15 protein-coding genes are annotated in these 14676 nt (G+C 37.3%); 8 read left to right on the top strand and 7 right to left on the bottom strand.

Annotated elements, in window-relative coordinates:
• Nucleotides 1–92: 92 nt before the first annotated feature.
• The 3 genes from BW964_RS21140 (at nucleotide 93) to BW964_RS21150 (ending at nucleotide 3757) form a co-directional block, all read left to right on the top strand.
• Nucleotides 93–1622 (top strand): aldehyde dehydrogenase family protein, encoded by a 1530-nt coding sequence (locus BW964_RS21140; protein ID WP_076510406.1) that lies wholly within the window; start codon nucleotides 93–95, stop codon nucleotides 1620–1622.
• A 327-nt stretch (nucleotides 1623–1949) separates the two neighbouring features.
• On the top strand, nucleotides 1950–2984 hold the full coding sequence (gene adhP / locus BW964_RS21145) for an alcohol dehydrogenase AdhP (protein WP_076510408.1): 1035 nt from the start codon (nucleotides 1950–1952) through the stop codon (nucleotides 2982–2984).
• Between the two features lie 389 nt (nucleotides 2985–3373).
• Nucleotides 3374–3757: a DUF779 domain-containing protein gene (locus BW964_RS21150; RefSeq protein ID WP_076510410.1), complete on the top strand. Its 384-nt coding sequence runs from the start codon at nucleotides 3374–3376 to the stop codon at nucleotides 3755–3757.
• A gap of 188 nt (nucleotides 3758–3945) precedes the next feature.
• Here the strand turns inward: BW964_RS21150 and BW964_RS21155 are convergent, their stop codons facing one another.
• A complete protein-coding gene (locus tag BW964_RS21155; protein ID WP_076510412.1) occupies nucleotides 3946–5145 on the bottom strand; it encodes a dicarboxylate/amino acid:cation symporter in 1200 nt (399 codons plus the stop codon).
• A gap of 93 nt (nucleotides 5146–5238) precedes the next feature.
• Here BW964_RS21155 and BW964_RS21160 point away from each other — a divergent pair, with 93 nt between their 5' ends.
• From BW964_RS21160 to BW964_RS21170, 3 genes are read left to right on the top strand one after another with little or no spacing between them, the layout of a single operon-like run.
• The gene (locus tag BW964_RS21160; protein WP_076510414.1) at nucleotides 5239–6156 is read left to right on the top strand and encodes a DnaJ C-terminal domain-containing protein; all 918 of its coding nucleotides are present in this window, start codon (nucleotides 5239–5241) and stop codon (nucleotides 6154–6156) included.
• Between the two features lie 3 nt (nucleotides 6157–6159).
• On the top strand, nucleotides 6160–6462 hold the full coding sequence (locus tag BW964_RS21165; protein ID WP_076510416.1) for a chaperone modulator CbpM: 303 nt from the start codon (nucleotides 6160–6162) through the stop codon (nucleotides 6460–6462).
• Between the two features lie 44 nt (nucleotides 6463–6506).
• Complete coding sequence (locus BW964_RS21170; RefSeq protein WP_076510418.1) at nucleotides 6507–7034, top strand: hypothetical protein; 528 nt, start codon at nucleotides 6507–6509, stop codon at nucleotides 7032–7034.
• Nucleotides 7035–7103: 69 nt separating this feature from the next.
• On the opposite strand, the gene BW964_RS21175 is transcribed toward BW964_RS21170, so the two are convergent.
• A complete protein-coding gene (locus BW964_RS21175; RefSeq protein WP_073333161.1) occupies nucleotides 7104–8087 on the bottom strand; it encodes a PLP-dependent cysteine synthase family protein in 984 nt (327 codons plus the stop codon).
• A 239-nt stretch (nucleotides 8088–8326) separates the two neighbouring features.
• Nucleotides 8327–9556, bottom strand: coding sequence for an ABC transporter permease (locus BW964_RS21180; RefSeq protein WP_076510420.1), 1230 nt, complete (start codon nucleotides 9554–9556; stop codon nucleotides 8327–8329).
• Nucleotides 9557–9560: 4 nt separating this feature from the next.
• On the opposite strand from BW964_RS21180, the gene BW964_RS21185 reads away from it, so the two are divergent.
• Entirely contained in the window at nucleotides 9561–10757 is a 1197-nt protein-coding gene (locus BW964_RS21185; protein ID WP_076510464.1) for an exo-beta-N-acetylmuramidase NamZ family protein, read from the top strand.
• Nucleotides 10758–10865: 108 nt separating this feature from the next.
• Here the strand turns inward: BW964_RS21185 and BW964_RS21190 are convergent, their stop codons facing one another.
• Genes BW964_RS21190 through BW964_RS21200 form a run of 3 tightly spaced genes read right to left on the bottom strand, consistent with a single transcriptional unit; the run spans nucleotide 10866 to nucleotide 12876 of the window.
• The gene (locus BW964_RS21190) at nucleotides 10866–11072 is read right to left on the bottom strand and encodes a hypothetical protein (RefSeq protein ID WP_073333156.1); all 207 of its coding nucleotides are present in this window, start codon (nucleotides 11070–11072) and stop codon (nucleotides 10866–10868) included.
• 4 nt (nucleotides 11073–11076) lie between these two features.
• Nucleotides 11077–11700 carry a DUF3575 domain-containing protein gene (locus BW964_RS21195; protein WP_076510422.1) on the bottom strand — a complete coding sequence of 208 codons (624 nt, stop codon included), beginning with the start codon at nucleotides 11698–11700 and terminating at the stop codon, nucleotides 11077–11079.
• On the bottom strand, nucleotides 11701–12876 hold the full coding sequence (locus tag BW964_RS21200; protein WP_076510424.1) for a thioredoxin family protein: 1176 nt from the start codon (nucleotides 12874–12876) through the stop codon (nucleotides 11701–11703). It lies immediately after the preceding gene.
• A 788-nt stretch (nucleotides 12877–13664) separates the two neighbouring features.
• On the opposite strand from BW964_RS21200, the gene BW964_RS22635 reads away from it, so the two are divergent.
• The gene (locus BW964_RS22635; protein WP_076510426.1) at nucleotides 13665–13913 is read left to right on the top strand and encodes a hypothetical protein; all 249 of its coding nucleotides are present in this window, start codon (nucleotides 13665–13667) and stop codon (nucleotides 13911–13913) included.
• Nucleotides 13914–14132: 219 nt separating this feature from the next.
• Here the strand turns inward: BW964_RS22635 and BW964_RS21210 are convergent, their stop codons facing one another.
• A complete protein-coding gene (locus tag BW964_RS21210; protein WP_076510428.1) occupies nucleotides 14133–14672 on the bottom strand; it encodes a hypothetical protein in 540 nt (179 codons plus the stop codon).
• Nucleotides 14673–14676: the final 4 nt, after the last annotated feature.

Raw genomic sequence — 14676 nt, forward strand, 5'->3', positions numbered from 1 at the left:
TACTATTTTAATGTTTTTTTGTACGATTGTGCTATTGCTTTTTCATTTCTAAATGTAACTTGGCATTACGAAAAAAATAAAATTATATTAATATGAGCACGATTACAGAACCAAAATCAGACACTGCATTTCAGTGGCCTGAATTCAAAAACAAATATGATAATTACATTGACGGTAAATTTACGCCTCCTGTTAACGGACAGTATTTCAATGTAGTTTCACCAGTTAACGGTAAAAACTTCACTCAGGTGGCTCATTCGTCCAAAGAGGATTTGGAGCTCGCAGTAAATGCTGCAGAAAAAGCTTTTCAAACCTGGAAAAATACTTCATCCACCGAAAGAAGCATTATCCTGAATAAAATTGCAGACAGAATTGAGCAGAATCTTGAGTACCTTGCTATTGTCGAAACCATCGACAACGGAAAAGCCGTAAGAGAAACTTTGGCGGCCGATTTACCGCTTGCCATAGATCATTTCAGATACTTTGCTTCCGTGATCCGGGCAGACGAAGGTTCTCACAATGAACTGGATAAAGATACCGTATCTCTGATCGTTCATGAGCCACTGGGAGTCATTGCCCAGATTATTCCATGGAACTTCCCGATATTGATGGCGGTATGGAAGCTGGCTCCTGCGCTTGCAGCCGGAAACTGTGTTGTATTGAAACCTGCAGAAAGTACTCCGGTTTCTATCCTCGTTTTAATGGAAATTATCGGTGACCTGTTGCCTTCAGGAGTTATTAATATTGTGAACGGTTTCGGAGCGGAACTGGGAAGAGCCCTGGTAACCAATCCAAAAGTAGCAAAAGCAGCTTTCACAGGTTCTACCGCTACAGGACGTCTTGTGATGCAGTACGCCACAGAAAATATTATTCCGGTAACGCTTGAGCTAGGAGGGAAATCTCCAAATGTTTTCTTCAGTTCAGTCATGGACGCAGATGATGAGTTCCTTGATAAAGCTATCGAAGGAGCTGTTCTTTTTGCCCTTAATCAGGGAGAAATCTGTACATGTCCTTCAAGGCTGCTGGTTCAGGAAGATATTGCCGATGCATTCATTGCAAAAGTGATCGAAAGAGTGAAAGCCATCAAAGTAGGAAATCCACTGGATAAAACCGTTATGATGGGAGCTCAGGCTTCACAGATCCAGAAAGACAAAATCCTTTCTTACATTCAGTTAGGAAAAGAAGAAGGCGCTGAAGTTCTGGTAGGTGGAGAGGTAAACAATGTGGGAGAAAACTTAGAGGACGGATTCTATATTCAGCCGACTATTTTCAAAGGAAACAACAGAATGAGAATCTTCCAGGAAGAGATCTTCGGACCTGTATTGGCATTTACCACGTTCAAAGACGAAGAAGAAGGAATAAAAATTGCCAACGACACGATCTATGGACTTGGTGCAGGCGTTTGGACAAGAGATGCACACCAGCTTTACAATGTTCCACGTCAGATTCAGGCAGGAAGAGTTTGGGTGAACCAATATCACTCTTATCCGGCAGGAGCACCTTTCGGAGGATATAAGCAGTCTGGAATCGGTAGAGAAAATCATAAAATGATGCTTGACCACTACCGTCAGACTAAAAATATGCTGATCTCCTACAACAAAAACAAATTAGGTTTCTTTTAATTTTTAAATATTAGGGCGTGCCCGTTTGCCCCGGCAGAGCCGGGGCAAAACGGTCGGGCTTTTCCAGGGCTTCACTTCGTTTCGGTGCTTCATTTCATTCCGCACCGGCTCGTTCCTCGCCGCCCTTCCCATCCCTCACGCGAAAAATAGGCGTCCTTATCTGAAATATTTCGGGTAAGAAGGAACTCTGTTGCTGTTTTTCATATGAAAAGTCAATTTTGCTTCGCAAGTCAATAGTTGATGATCGACGAATGGTAGAATTCACTATTCACAATTGACCCTTCACTCTTAACAACCCATATCATCCAAAAACTAAACTCAAATAATATGATTCCAAAAACAATGAAAGCCGCAGTAGTTCAGGGCTACGGGCAACCCCTAAAAATAGAAGAAGTTCCGGTAAGAGAGCCCGGAAGATATGAAGTGCTGGTAAAAGTAATCGCCTGTGGAATTTGCCACACCGATTTACATGCCATCGATGGCGATTGGCCGGCAAAACCAAAAATGCCTTTAATTCCCGGACATGAAGGAGTAGGAATCGTAGTAGCCTGCGGACCTGAAGCATATGTGAAAGAAGGAGATGCGGTAGGAGTTCCGTGGTTGTACAGTGCCTGTGGGTGCTGTGATTATTGCATCACAGGATGGGAAACCCTGTGTGAGGCTCAGAAAAATGGAGGTTACAGTGTAGATGGGGCTTTCGCAGAATATGTGATTGCAGATTCAAGATATGTAGGACATTTAAAATCTGATGTCAACTTTTTAGAAATTGCCCCTATTTTGTGTGCAGGAGTGACGGTGTATAAAGGATTGAAAGAAACAGAAACAAAACCCGGAGAATGGGTCGCTATTTCAGGAATAGGAGGATTGGGACACGTAGCGGTACAATATGCAAAAGCAATGGGAATGCACGTAGCGGCCATTGATGTATCAGATGACAAACTGGAATTAGCGAAAAAATTAGGGGCTGATCTGGTTGTGAATGCAAAAACTACAGATCCCGGACAATATCTCCATAAAGAAGTTGGTGGTATGCATGGAGCGCTTATTACAGCAGTTTCCCCGATTGCCTTTAAGCAGGGAATTGATGTATTGAGAAGAAAAGGAACGATCGCATTGAACGGACTTCCACCAGGCTCTTTTGAACTCCCGATTTTCGAAACTGTATTAAAGAGAATAACTGTGAGAGGGTCTATTGTCGGAACAAGGAAAGATCTTCAGGAAGCGCTGGATTTCGCCAATGAAGGTCTTGTGAAAGCAACCGTAACCTCTGCAAAACTGGAAGATATCAATGATGTTTTTGATAAAATGAAGAAAGGAGAGATCGACGGCAGAATCGTACTCGATATTGCCGGCTCTATGTAAGTATGATGAATTAAAAATCCCGGCAGAATTATTTTGCCGGGATTTTTATTCAAAGAAGCCAATCAAATATTTCTGCTGATGTACTTGAGTATCCCGGTCATATTGATCCAATATTTTATACGTAGAGGCAAAAGAAAAGCAGAGATTTTCAGCAATGAAAAGGTATTTTAGCGTTATTTTGTTGTGAATAATCTTTGAATGGGATGGCTTCATTACTTGTAATGACGACGGTATACAATTTTATCAGAGATAAGATCTTTGCGCCTTCGCGTTTGAAAAATCTTAGAATAATAACAATTTAAGATGGTATTCAATTAGTCATCAATTAAATCTTCGTACCTTAATAGAAACAAACTTGGCATGTCTGAGTTTTAAATACAAAAGAAAAAATGGAAACCACGATATCAAGATTATCCGCTACAGAAAAAGCACTGGACGTTATTTATCAACTGGAAGATCAATATGGTGCCCTGATGTTCTACCAGGCAGGAGGATGCTGTGAAGGTACCCAGCCGCAATGTTTTGAAAAAGGAGGATTCTTTCCCAGAATGAATGACGCCATGATAGGAACGATTAATGGGCATGAATTCTGGATAGACCGCGATTTATTCGAATACTGGAAATATTCCCATTTTACTTTGGATGTTACGGATGGTTTCGGTCCGGGAGGTTTTTCTTTGGAAACTCCCTTAGGTAAAACATTCAAGGTTCATTACAGACTTTTCACCAAAGAAGAATATGAAAACCTGGAACCCGTAAAACGAAGCGAGTAAATAACAATTATCAACTGATCTTTGAAAAAATAGTCAGAGAAAATGGGTCTAATCGATTTAATCAGTGAGAAAAATAGTTTTACCTTAAGCTCTCACAGATTGGGCAGGCCAGGCATATGGATCAATAAGATTTAAATCTTATTGTAAAAATTGACGTACGGTATCCTGTTCTTTGTTCTCCCTGTCTTTCAGACCTTCACGAAGCGGTTGACAAACATCGCCGCCACAATATCTCCCACAGCATTCAGAACTGTTGCCAAAGGATCCACCAATGTTCCAATAATCATCACTGCCGGAATAGCTTCCTGAGGCAATTTATAGACCGAAATCATCAGCATTTCACCAATATATCCACCATTTGGAATTCCGCCAGCAACAATACTTACAAAAACTGTGATTCCTAAAGCCAGTAGTAAATTGGCAGGATCAAAGAAATCTTTTCCAATGATCAGAAAAGCTACATATATTTTGATGATGGAAGACATGGAAGATCCATTCTTATGCAATGTCGTTCCAATAGGAATAACCAGGTTGGCAATGGAATTGGGAATACCGATCTTTGAGGCTGCCTGAAGATTGGCTGGCATCGTAGCAAAACTGCTGCATGTACTGAGAGCTGTTAGGGTAGGATACACTGCATTTTTCCAGAAACTTTTGATCCCATTTTGTCCGTCTGCCATAAAAGCATACAGCGAAAAGAAGACAAAGAAATAGACAATTCCGGCAACATAATATAGTCCTAATGGTTTGGCATAGAAACCAAAAAGCTGAGGTCCCAGAGTAGCAACCTGATAGGCAAAATAAGCCCCAAGTCCAATAGGTGCCAGTTTCATGATTAATAAAAGAAGTTCCTTCATCACCTCATATCCTGAAGCAATGAAAACCCTGAATGGCTGTCCTTTTTCCCCAGCTTTACGAGCTGCAAATCCAGTCATAAAAGCGAAAATAAGAAGCGCAAGCATATTCTGTCTTGAAAAAAGTTGAGTAAATTCTCCTACCGTAAAAAAACTCACAATTCTGTTGCCCCAACTATCTTCACTGGCCGCTTCAGCTATCATTTCAGAACTGCCGGATACCCCAGAAACAGGAAATACATACACCGCACAGATCGTAAAAACGGCTGCCGTTAAAATGAAAAACAGAAAAGTAAAGGACATTACTAAAATGATTTTTCCAAACTTAGACCCTTGTTCCAGGGAAGCAATAGAATTGGATACGGCAAAGAATACCAATGGTACTACACTCACAAAAAGAAGATTCAGGAAGATGTCTCCTAACGGTTTAATATAGTCTACAATACCGGGAGCAGTTACTCCTATAATGCTTCCTACAGCAATTCCTAAGAGTAAAAGTATAATTCCTGAGTAGTTTTTCAGTACCTCTTTCATTCAACGCTTTTTATCAAAGATAGGCTTATTTTTAACATTCTCTTATATAAATTTCAGGCGCAAATTTCATAAATTTGAGTAAATATCGATTCTATGGCTTATATAGATTACTATAAAATTTTAGGCGTAGATAAAAGCGCAAAACAGGATGACATTAAAAAAGCCTACCGAAAACAGGCCAGAAAACTGCATCCTGATCTTAATCCCGACGACAAAGAAGCAGAGAAAAAATTCAAAGAGCTGAATGAAGCCAATGAAGTGCTCAGCAATCCAGAAAACCGCGCGAAGTATGACAAGTACGGGGAAAACTGGAAACATGGTGAAGAATATGAAAAAGCCCAGCAGCAGCAAAGGCAATACCAGCAGCAAAACCAGGGCGGCGGATTTTCCGGTGCTGACTTTGGAGAAGGAGAAGATTTTTCCGATTTTTTCCAGAGTATGTTTGGAGGTGGAGGCGCAGCCGGAGGTTTCAGCAAAAATTCAAGAGGAAGTTCTTCAGGAAAGTTCAAAGGTCAGGACGTCCATGCAGAGTTGAATTTAAATTTAAAAGATGCTGCGCAAACTCATCCTCAAACCTTTGAAATCAATGGAAAGAAAGTAAGAATCACAATTCCTGCCGGGGTATATGACGGGCAGCAGATCAAACTGAAAGGGCATGGAAGTCCCGGATTTAATGGCGGACCGAATGGTGACCTGTACATCACATTCAATATTCCGGTGGATCCCGATTTTGAGAGAATTGGAGATGATCTTAAAACCAAAGTTTCAATTGACCTCTATACGGCTCTTTTGGGCGGAGATGTAAAAGTAAATACACTCGATGGAAGTGTCAACCTTAAAGTAAAACCCGAAACCCAGAACGGAACAACAGTAAGGTTGAAAGGCAAAGGCTTTCCAGTGTATAAAAAAGAAGGACAGTCCGGAGATCTTTTTGTGACGTATGAGGTAAAATTGCCTACAGATCTTACAGACAAGCAGAAAGAACTTTTTGAACAACTTAAAAATTCCTAAGCCATGAGTGAAAGAATATCGCGAGAAGAACTCGTAAAAATTTACAATATAGAGATTACTTTTTTTGATGAATTGGTAGATGGCGGTTTGCTGAATGTAGAAACTGAGAATGAAATTCATTATTTATTGTATGAAGATTTGCCTGTTTTTGAAAGATTCACCAATTGGCATTACGATCTGGAAATTAATCTTCCCGGTTTGGAAGTCATCAATGATATGCTTCGGAAAATGGAAGACTTAAAACGGAGAAATCGTGATCTGATGAATAAACTTTCTTCAATAAGTGATCAATATGAAGATATTTGATTTAGTTTTGTAACCTTTAAAAACAAACTAAATAATTCTAAAAAATGAATGGAGATAAAGTCATCAAGTTAAATGTGAGCAGAAAAGATTTTGAAGAAATTTATTTCAGTAGTAATCAGGGAAGTCTGTTTTTTTCGCAGACCACCAAAGGCAAAACCGTTACTACTGCGGTTGTAGGATTAATTCTGTTGATTTTATTCTTTTTCAAAGATGATTTAAGCAAAGAAAAGTTTGGAATTCTATATTTCGTTAGCTTTCTGTTTTTGCTGTGTACCGTATATCTTTCCTTAAGCATCAAGAAGGTTTCGCGATGGAAAAAAGAAGTGAACAGATATTTAAAGTCACTGGAAGACGCTGAAATTTATGAGATCAGGTTTAACAGTGAAATTTTTAATGTTAATCTTAATCATCAGGAAGAGTTGAGTAAATGGGAAGATTTTAAGGACTTTGAGGTCAATGATGAATTTATTTCTTTGGAAGGGAAATTCAATTATATGTTCCCCAAAAAATCAATGAGTAAAGCAGATTATGAAATTCTGAAGCAAGCAGTAAAGAAAAATATCAAGCAATAAAAAAAATCAGAGCAAAACGCTCTGATTTTTTATTTATGTAAAAAGGCTTTTGACCTTCTTGTTTTTTGATTAATCTAACCAACCCATTTCCTTCATCCACTCGTCATTGTAGATCTTTCCTACATATCTTGAACCATGGTCATGAAGAAGGACAACAATCACATCATCTTTTGTGAACTGGTCTTTCATCTGGATCAGAGAAGCGATAGCACTTCCAGCAGAATATCCACAGAAAATCCCTTCTTCTTTAGCCAGTTTTCTTGCGTAAACAGCACCATCTTTATCAGTCACCTTTTCAAAATGATCAATTACTGACATATCATAGTTCTCAGGAATAATATCTTCCCCGATTCCCTCTGTAATGTAAGTATAAGCATGGTCATAATGAAGCTCACCCGTCTCATGGAATTCTTTTAAAATAGAACCGTAGGTATCCACACCGATTACTTTGATAGCTGGATTTTTCTCCTTGAAGAATGTTCCACAACCTGTAACCGTACCTCCTGTTCCTGCACCAGCCACAAAATGCGTCAGCTTTCCGTCTGTCTGTTCCCAGATTTCCGGAGCCGTAGACTCATAATGAGCAGTTCTGTTGGATAGGTTGTCATATTGGTTTACATACCATCCGTTTTCTGTTTCTTTAGCCAGTCTCTTGGAAACTGAATAATAAGAACGCGGATCTGTAGGCTTCACGTCAGTAGGGCATACAATAACTTCTGCTCCTACAGCACGAAGAATGTCACATTTCTCCTTAGATTGTTTGGAATTGGTCACAAAAATACATTTGTATCCTTTGATGATGGCAGCAAGCGCTAACCCCATTCCTGTATTTCCTGAAGTTCCTTCAATGATGGTTCCTCCAGGTTTTAATCTGCCGTCTTTTTCGGCATCTTCTATCATTTTAAGAGCCATTCTGTCCTTTACGGAATTTCCAGGATTGAATGTCTCAACTTTTGCTAAAACTAAGGCAGGAAAGTCTTCTCCTAATACTTTATTAAGTTTTACAAGAGGCGTATTCCCTATCGTTTCAAGAATATTTTTTGCGTATTTCATAAATGGTTTATAAGCGGTGCAAAGATAATGCTTTAAAAATTAGCGGCGTAATTTAAAGATTATGATTTATAAATGGGAAAGTGATTGTTCAATAATAAATATTTCAGTGACAGCCGTTGAATTGAATTTAGAGCCCTTCAATCATTATGATTTAAGAAAATAAATTGTGAATTTTTTTAAACAAAAGTAAAGTTAGTCATGATCTTTACCAGTGACTATTCACATTTCAACATCCGTTCCTAGTTGTACTTAATCGCCTTTACCGGAGATATCTTGCTGATGAGGTAACTCGGAATGATAAGGGCCAATCCGGAGATAATCAGAATTCCTACCGAAATAGAGATAATGGCAATCGGATTTAGATCTACCGGAACCGTGCTAACGTAGTAGTTTTCTGGATTAAGCTTGATAATACCAAAGAATTTCTGAAGCAAAATCATACCCAGACCAATTGCATTTCCATACAGAAGTCCCGGAATCATGATGATCAGGGTATAATTGATGAAAGTAGCTCTTATCTGTGAATTGCTTGCTCCCAGCGTTTTTAAAAGGCCGATAGAATTGGTTCTTTCGATGATCAGGATGAGAAGAACCATAATAATATTAATGACTACAACAATCAGCATGATGATGATGATCAACGCAATATTTGTATCGAAAATACTGATCCAGTCGTTGATTTGCGGGAATTTTTCCGTTGCCTTTTCCGCATAATTCTTGTAGCCGATCAGTTTCTCAATTTCCGGAAAATCTTTGTCGATGTCATTGACGTTTTTCAGAAAAATATCGATGCCGCCTATTTCATCAGGTTTCATTTCCTGAATTTTTCTTACATGATTGATGCCGCCGATAACGAATTGTTCATCAATCATTTTAATATCCGTTTTATAAATTCCTATAATTCTGAATTTTCGGTATATTGGTTTCTGGTCTGCTTTTGAGAATACGGTAACAATGCTGTCATTAACTTTAAGATGGAGGTCATTGGCAATCTTCTGTGAAATAGTCACATCATTGTTAAAGCCTTTCTCTGTAACTTTTGGAGTCGTTCCGGCAACAAGAAATTTTTTGAACCTCAAACTGTCAAAATCCTTTCCGATTCCTTTAAATATAATCCCTGAAAAATTGTGTTCATTACGCATAATTCCGGTTACCGTAGCGTATTTTTGAACACTTTCCACATCAGGAAGTTCTTTAATTTTCTGAATATTCAATCCCTGATTGTCAAGGACAGAAGTATTGTAAGAGGAATTGGATCTTGTAGACCGTATGGTAATGTGTCCGCTGAAATCTGCCAGTCTCTCTTTGATGGCTTTCTTTGAACCGAAGCCCGTAGATACAGTAATCAAAGAAACAATGATCCCCAAAGCAACAGAAAGCCTGCCGATGAAGATGATAACTCTTGAAAGGTTATTTTTGTTATCTTTGGAAAACGCTATTTTTCTAGAGAAATATAAAGGAAATTTCAAGCTTATGAATTTAGATTTCAAAATTAAAAATTTACTTCTTATTTGCCTAATTTTTTTAGGTGTATTCAATCAATATTATTCTCAGGGACTTATTCAACCGGATTTCAGGACCGGTGCGGACCAGTCTGAACTTTATCTGCCCCTGTTAAAAAATAAAACGATTGGAGTGGTGACGAACCAGACCGGGCTGATGAGTGATAAAACGTATGTAGTCGATTTTTTAGTTAAAAATAATATTAAGATTAAAACGATTTTTGCACCGGAACACGGTTTCAGAGGAGATGCAGATGCCGGAGAAAAAGTGAAAAACGGAGTAGATACCAAAACTGGAATCCCAATTATTTCTTTATACGGAAACAATAAAAAACCCAAACCGGAACAGTTAAAAGGGATTGATATTGTTGTTTTTGATATTCAGGATGTTGGCGTGAGGTTCTATACTTATATTTCAACTCTAGCGTATTTAATGGAAGCCGGAGCGGAAAATAATGTAGAGATCATGGTGCTGGACCGTCCAAATCCTCATGACGGGTATACAGATGGACCGGTTTTAAACAAAAAATGGTCCAGCTTTGTAGGAATGCACGAAGTTCCTGTGGTGTACGGATTAACGATAGGAGAGTATGGGAAAATGGTCAATGGCGAAAAATGGCTCAAAAATGGAGTTCAGGCAAAATATACGCTAATTCCCATGAAGAATTACCACAAAAAACAGCGCTATCCAATTTTGGACAAACCTTCCCCAAATCTTCCCAATGATCAATCCATCAATTTATATCCAAGCTTATGCTTTTTTGAAGGAACTCAGGTTTCTGTAGGGAGAGGGACCAATCTGCCGTTTCAGATCTATGGATCTCCATGGACGCAGGAATTACCTTATCAATTTACGCCTAAACCTAATTTTGGAGCTAAAGATCCTTTCTTAAACGGAAAATTGTGTTACGGTGAAAACCTTTCAGCGTATTCAAAAAATTTAAGAGAACTTAATCTTGAATGGCTGATCAAGTCATATAAAAGCTACAAAAACCCACAACAGAGTTTCTTCCTTGATAATTTGTTTTTTGATAAGCTAGCGGGAACTGATGAATTAAGGAAACAAATCATCGCCGGAAAATCAGTTCAGGAAATTAAAGCTTCGTGGAAAGGGGATCTGGAGAAATTTGAGAAGATCCGGATTAAGTATATAATGTACGAAAATTAATTTTTTTAAGTCAATGGTCAATTCGGCTTCGCCAGTAATGATGAGTGCATCTATCTGCGATAAAATTCACTGCCGAAGCCATACTCACCATTGACTATTCACTTTTTATCAATCAAAATTCTGTGGAGGATTTTTGTCGTTTTTTCCTTTATTAAGGATGAAAAGTCCCAGAGATAATCCGATTACTCCGGCAAAAGCAGTCATTAGGGCTCTCTCCGTTTTGTCGGGAAGATCATTTCCTATGTAATTCATTAAAAAAAGGATCACAAAAGTAATCACTGAGATGATTATATGATTTTTTCCGAACAGTTTCATGCTGTTATTTTAGTTTATAAGAGATCATCACCCCTCCTCTGTAAGGAAGAATTTCTCCGCTTTTGTTATATTTTTGGGCTGATTCGTAACGCTGTCCGGTAGTCCTGTCATATCCTTTATAGAAATCTGACGATGAACCAATCGTTGCATATACATCGATATTCAACCGGTCAGATACTTTGAACTGATATCCACCTGTAACCCCTAATATAAATGATACGCCTTTCTGATATAGATTTGATGAAGTGAACACCTCATTTCTATCATTTATATAAGGATTGTCGTTCCAATAATTCCACTTTTGAAGTACGAATGCTGATGCAGCAACATTCGCCCCTACATACCAATGAGTGAATGCTTGATTAAAATAGTATCTTCCTTCCAGGGAAAGAGAATAATATTGAAATTCGTGTCCGGCAAAAGATTTCCATGGGGATACCAGTACGTCACCTTGTATGGTGATTTTTGAGGTGATTTGTTTTTCGAGACCAATATTGATGACTCCAATGGGGGCAAGAAGTGCATTCCCTTTAATGTATAGACCTTTCTCCTGTTCCTGTTCTTGTGCGGTCAACATTCCTAAAGAAAGGAGTGTGATAGATGTCGTAAGAAATTTGTGCTTTAGCATTTATTTTATTTGTTTCAGTAATTCTTCTGCGAGTTGGGAATCTTTTCCTGTCTGTACTGCCATGTTTTTAGACATTTCAGCATAGTTTTGTGCCATTTCCTTGTTCCCGGTCATGAAATAAAGCTTTGCAAGAATATAAGTGTTTTCCGGTGTTTCACCACGCATCACAGATTTTTCAGCCCATTCTGCGGCTTTCTTCAATGAAGAGGGGGTCTTGATGTGGTCACTGAATACCCACGCCGCTCTAAGTAGCTCATTGGGTTCAAATGCATCGGAATTCTTGTAATACTCTAGTGCTGCTTTTTCAAATTCAGGAAAATTGGCATTTTGCTCGTAGTAACTGAGTTTCGTTTGGTTTAGTTTAGATTGGGCGAGTTGTTTTCCGACTAACGGTTCTGCTGTTGTCATGAAATACTCCTCGTTGATTCTTTTATTTTTATCATCAATAGATTGTTCTACTATTTTTGATAATTTGAGCTGGTTATCAAATTCAGTATAAGTGGTTTCCGGTAAGTATTTGATAATTTCAGCCTTTCGTGAGGTGAATGTTTTGTAATTGATGTCTTCTGTAGACTTTACAAAGAATAAAAGAAGGCCGATCTCTTCTTTCGAAATTTCTTCTGTCTTCTTTTTGTTTTCAAAATACCTTTCAGAGGCTTTTTTAGCAAAATCGTAATCTGAAGAAGAGTTTAGTTTCATAATATTGATCAGGAATTCCGGATCTTTATCTCCCTTTGCAAAACGTTCTTTCAGAGAGCCCTTTTTATTACCTGGAGAATTGATATCCTGAGCCATGGTGACAAACATGCTTTCTTCCATATATCCGGTGTTTTGAGAAACCAGTTCACCTTCACCGTTCAGAAAAAGATAAGTAGGATAGGAGCGTACACCGTATTTGGCTGCAATTTCCCGTCCTTCCCCTTTTTCCATATCAAATCTGGCATTCACGAAATTGGCATTGAAATAATCTCCGACAGATTTCTTCGTAAATACATTTTTTTCCATCATCTTGCACGGTCCACACCACGTAGTGTATGCATCGACGAAAACAAGTTTTTTTTCTTTTTTTGCCTTTGCGATAACGTCTTTGAATGGCAGTTCCTGAAATTGTATCGCTTCCTGAGCCAGTATCGCTACAGAACAGAAAACAAATACCCCGGAGATGATCTTCTTCATTTTCAAATTAGATTTGTAGGCGAAGATAGTTATTTTCCAAAAAACACACGACGAATTTGTGGGGTTACGCTCTATATTAACGAATTTTAAGATGCAGTATTGTAAAACTCTGCAATATGAAATAAAAAAACCGCCTTTACTAAGGCGGTTTGTGGTTTCTCCAGAAGCAACCTTCGTGTATTTGTGTGGAGCTACATGGATTAGTGTGGAGTATGTATAAGTTAATTAAAAAATTTTTGTAATTGTATGGAGTAGAATAGATGTAGATGGGATTGAGCATCGTTTGAAATAAAGTTGATTTTTTTAATATTCTCCAATTGATTTTTATTAGTGGAAGTCTGATATTGATTTCAATTTTAAAATTAGAGAACATAGTTTTTTGAATGTTGTACTTTGTGTTTTGCTTCAAAGAAGATTAAAGTTATAGACTATCTGTTACTCAATAAAAACTACAAACTTCTGTTGTTTTTATAAAGAATTAGCACGGACTTTACTTTATTAAATATCGATATGACAGAGGTAAGCAATGGTTAAGATAATTTCAAAATCTACGTAGGGACATACAAAAAATTCAACACAGGATTATTATTCGGGAAATGGTTCAAACTATCAGATTATTTGTATTATCCGGAACTATTAACAGCAATGAAACAGCTTCATCAGGATGAAATAGAACCGAAATTTATGTTTCTTAATTGGGAATCTCCCGATCTGCTTATAAAGCTTAATCTTATTAGTAAACATTATCTTTCAGAGGATATTATGACATAAATGATGCTGGGCTGGATGTGAAAATACTGGAAGCTTTTTCTGAATGTTCTGAAGAAAATGATATTTGGGAAATTATTAGAAAAACGGATGACTGCTACTATGGAAAGTTTGATAGTGCCAAAGAATTTACACAATATCTTTCGTTGGTACTGGAAGGCAGTACCGGAAATTTGCTCATTAGGTATAAGATAAGCAACGGAATTATTTCAGGAAAGATTAAGGTTTTTGTTGAATTACATCCAATTATAAAAAAAATCTTCACTTGATTTTTCTTCTTTGGGTGTTTGATATTGACTTTTGTTTGAAAATCGGAAATATTGGTTTTTAGATGGAGAATCTCTCAGTTTTCTAATTTGATGTTTGTATTTTGAATGTATAAATGAAAAGAGTAGCCACAAGAACTACTCTTTTTTCTTAATTTAGGACTATAAGGAGCATGAAAATAAACTTTTTGTATTAAAAAAGTATCAATTCCACGCTTCTTATCAAGGTTTTAATGGAACTCTTACTCTTATCTGATCTTCAAAAACTTTATAACCTTGTTTTTCTAAATTTTTAAGATAATCCGTACAACCTAATAATGTAGCAGTATACTCATTATGCTTAGATTCAATATCTAAATAGTAACTTTTGTTAGGTTTGATATGGTAAAAAAATTCAATATTTAAAATATCTAATTCTACAATTAAAGAATCTTTCTTTTTTAATAGTAAAAAATCTTCTTTACAATCTTCTAAATCTCTCGAATAATAACCTTTAGGAATCATCTTTTCTGGACGACTGTATAATTCACTACATTCATATACATAAGTTTTACCCCGAAAACCTTGTGGATCTATAATATAATTATTATCTGTATGATTTACAATTTTGTATTTGTATACTTTATTTGCATCAAGATACCTTTCCATCGATACAGTTGAATCCATTAAGAAAATCTCAACATCTTTTCTTTTATTTACTTTTATTTGGGAAAAGTAAAATCCGAATATAAACATTCCAAAGAAGCAATAAAATCTTTTCATTTTT

Origin of the sequence: Chryseobacterium shigense (assembly GCF_900156575.1) — a bacterium.
Lineage (GTDB): Bacteria > Bacteroidota > Bacteroidia > Flavobacteriales > Weeksellaceae > Chryseobacterium > Chryseobacterium shigense.

Coding starts and splice junctions, on each gene's coding strand:
- BW964_RS21140 (WP_076510406.1), top strand. CDS start 93: ATGAGCACGATTACAGAACCAAAATCAGACACTGCATTTCAGTGGCCT.
- adhP (WP_076510408.1), top strand. CDS start 1,950: ATGATTCCAAAAACAATGAAAGCCGCAGTAGTTCAGGGCTACGGGCAA.
- BW964_RS21150 (WP_076510410.1), top strand. CDS start 3,374: ATGGAAACCACGATATCAAGATTATCCGCTACAGAAAAAGCACTGGAC.
- BW964_RS21155 (WP_076510412.1), bottom strand. CDS start 5,145: ATGAAAGAGGTACTGAAAAACTACTCAGGAATTATACTTTTACTCTTA.
- BW964_RS21160 (WP_076510414.1), top strand. CDS start 5,239: ATGGCTTATATAGATTACTATAAAATTTTAGGCGTAGATAAAAGCGCA.
- BW964_RS21165 (WP_076510416.1), top strand. CDS start 6,160: ATGAGTGAAAGAATATCGCGAGAAGAACTCGTAAAAATTTACAATATA.
- BW964_RS21170 (WP_076510418.1), top strand. CDS start 6,507: ATGAATGGAGATAAAGTCATCAAGTTAAATGTGAGCAGAAAAGATTTT.
- BW964_RS21175 (WP_073333161.1), bottom strand. CDS start 8,087: ATGAAATACGCAAAAAATATTCTTGAAACGATAGGGAATACGCCTCTT.
- BW964_RS21185 (WP_076510464.1), top strand. CDS start 9,561: ATGAATTTAGATTTCAAAATTAAAAATTTACTTCTTATTTGCCTAATT.
- BW964_RS21190 (WP_073333156.1), bottom strand. CDS start 11,072: ATGAAACTGTTCGGAAAAAATCATATAATCATCTCAGTGATTACTTTT.
- BW964_RS21195 (WP_076510422.1), bottom strand. CDS start 11,700: ATGCTAAAGCACAAATTTCTTACGACATCTATCACACTCCTTTCTTTA.
- BW964_RS21200 (WP_076510424.1), bottom strand. CDS start 12,876: ATGAAGAAGATCATCTCCGGGGTATTTGTTTTCTGTTCTGTAGCGATA.
- BW964_RS21210 (WP_076510428.1), bottom strand. CDS start 14,672: ATGAAAAGATTTTATTGCTTCTTTGGAATGTTTATATTCGGATTTTAC.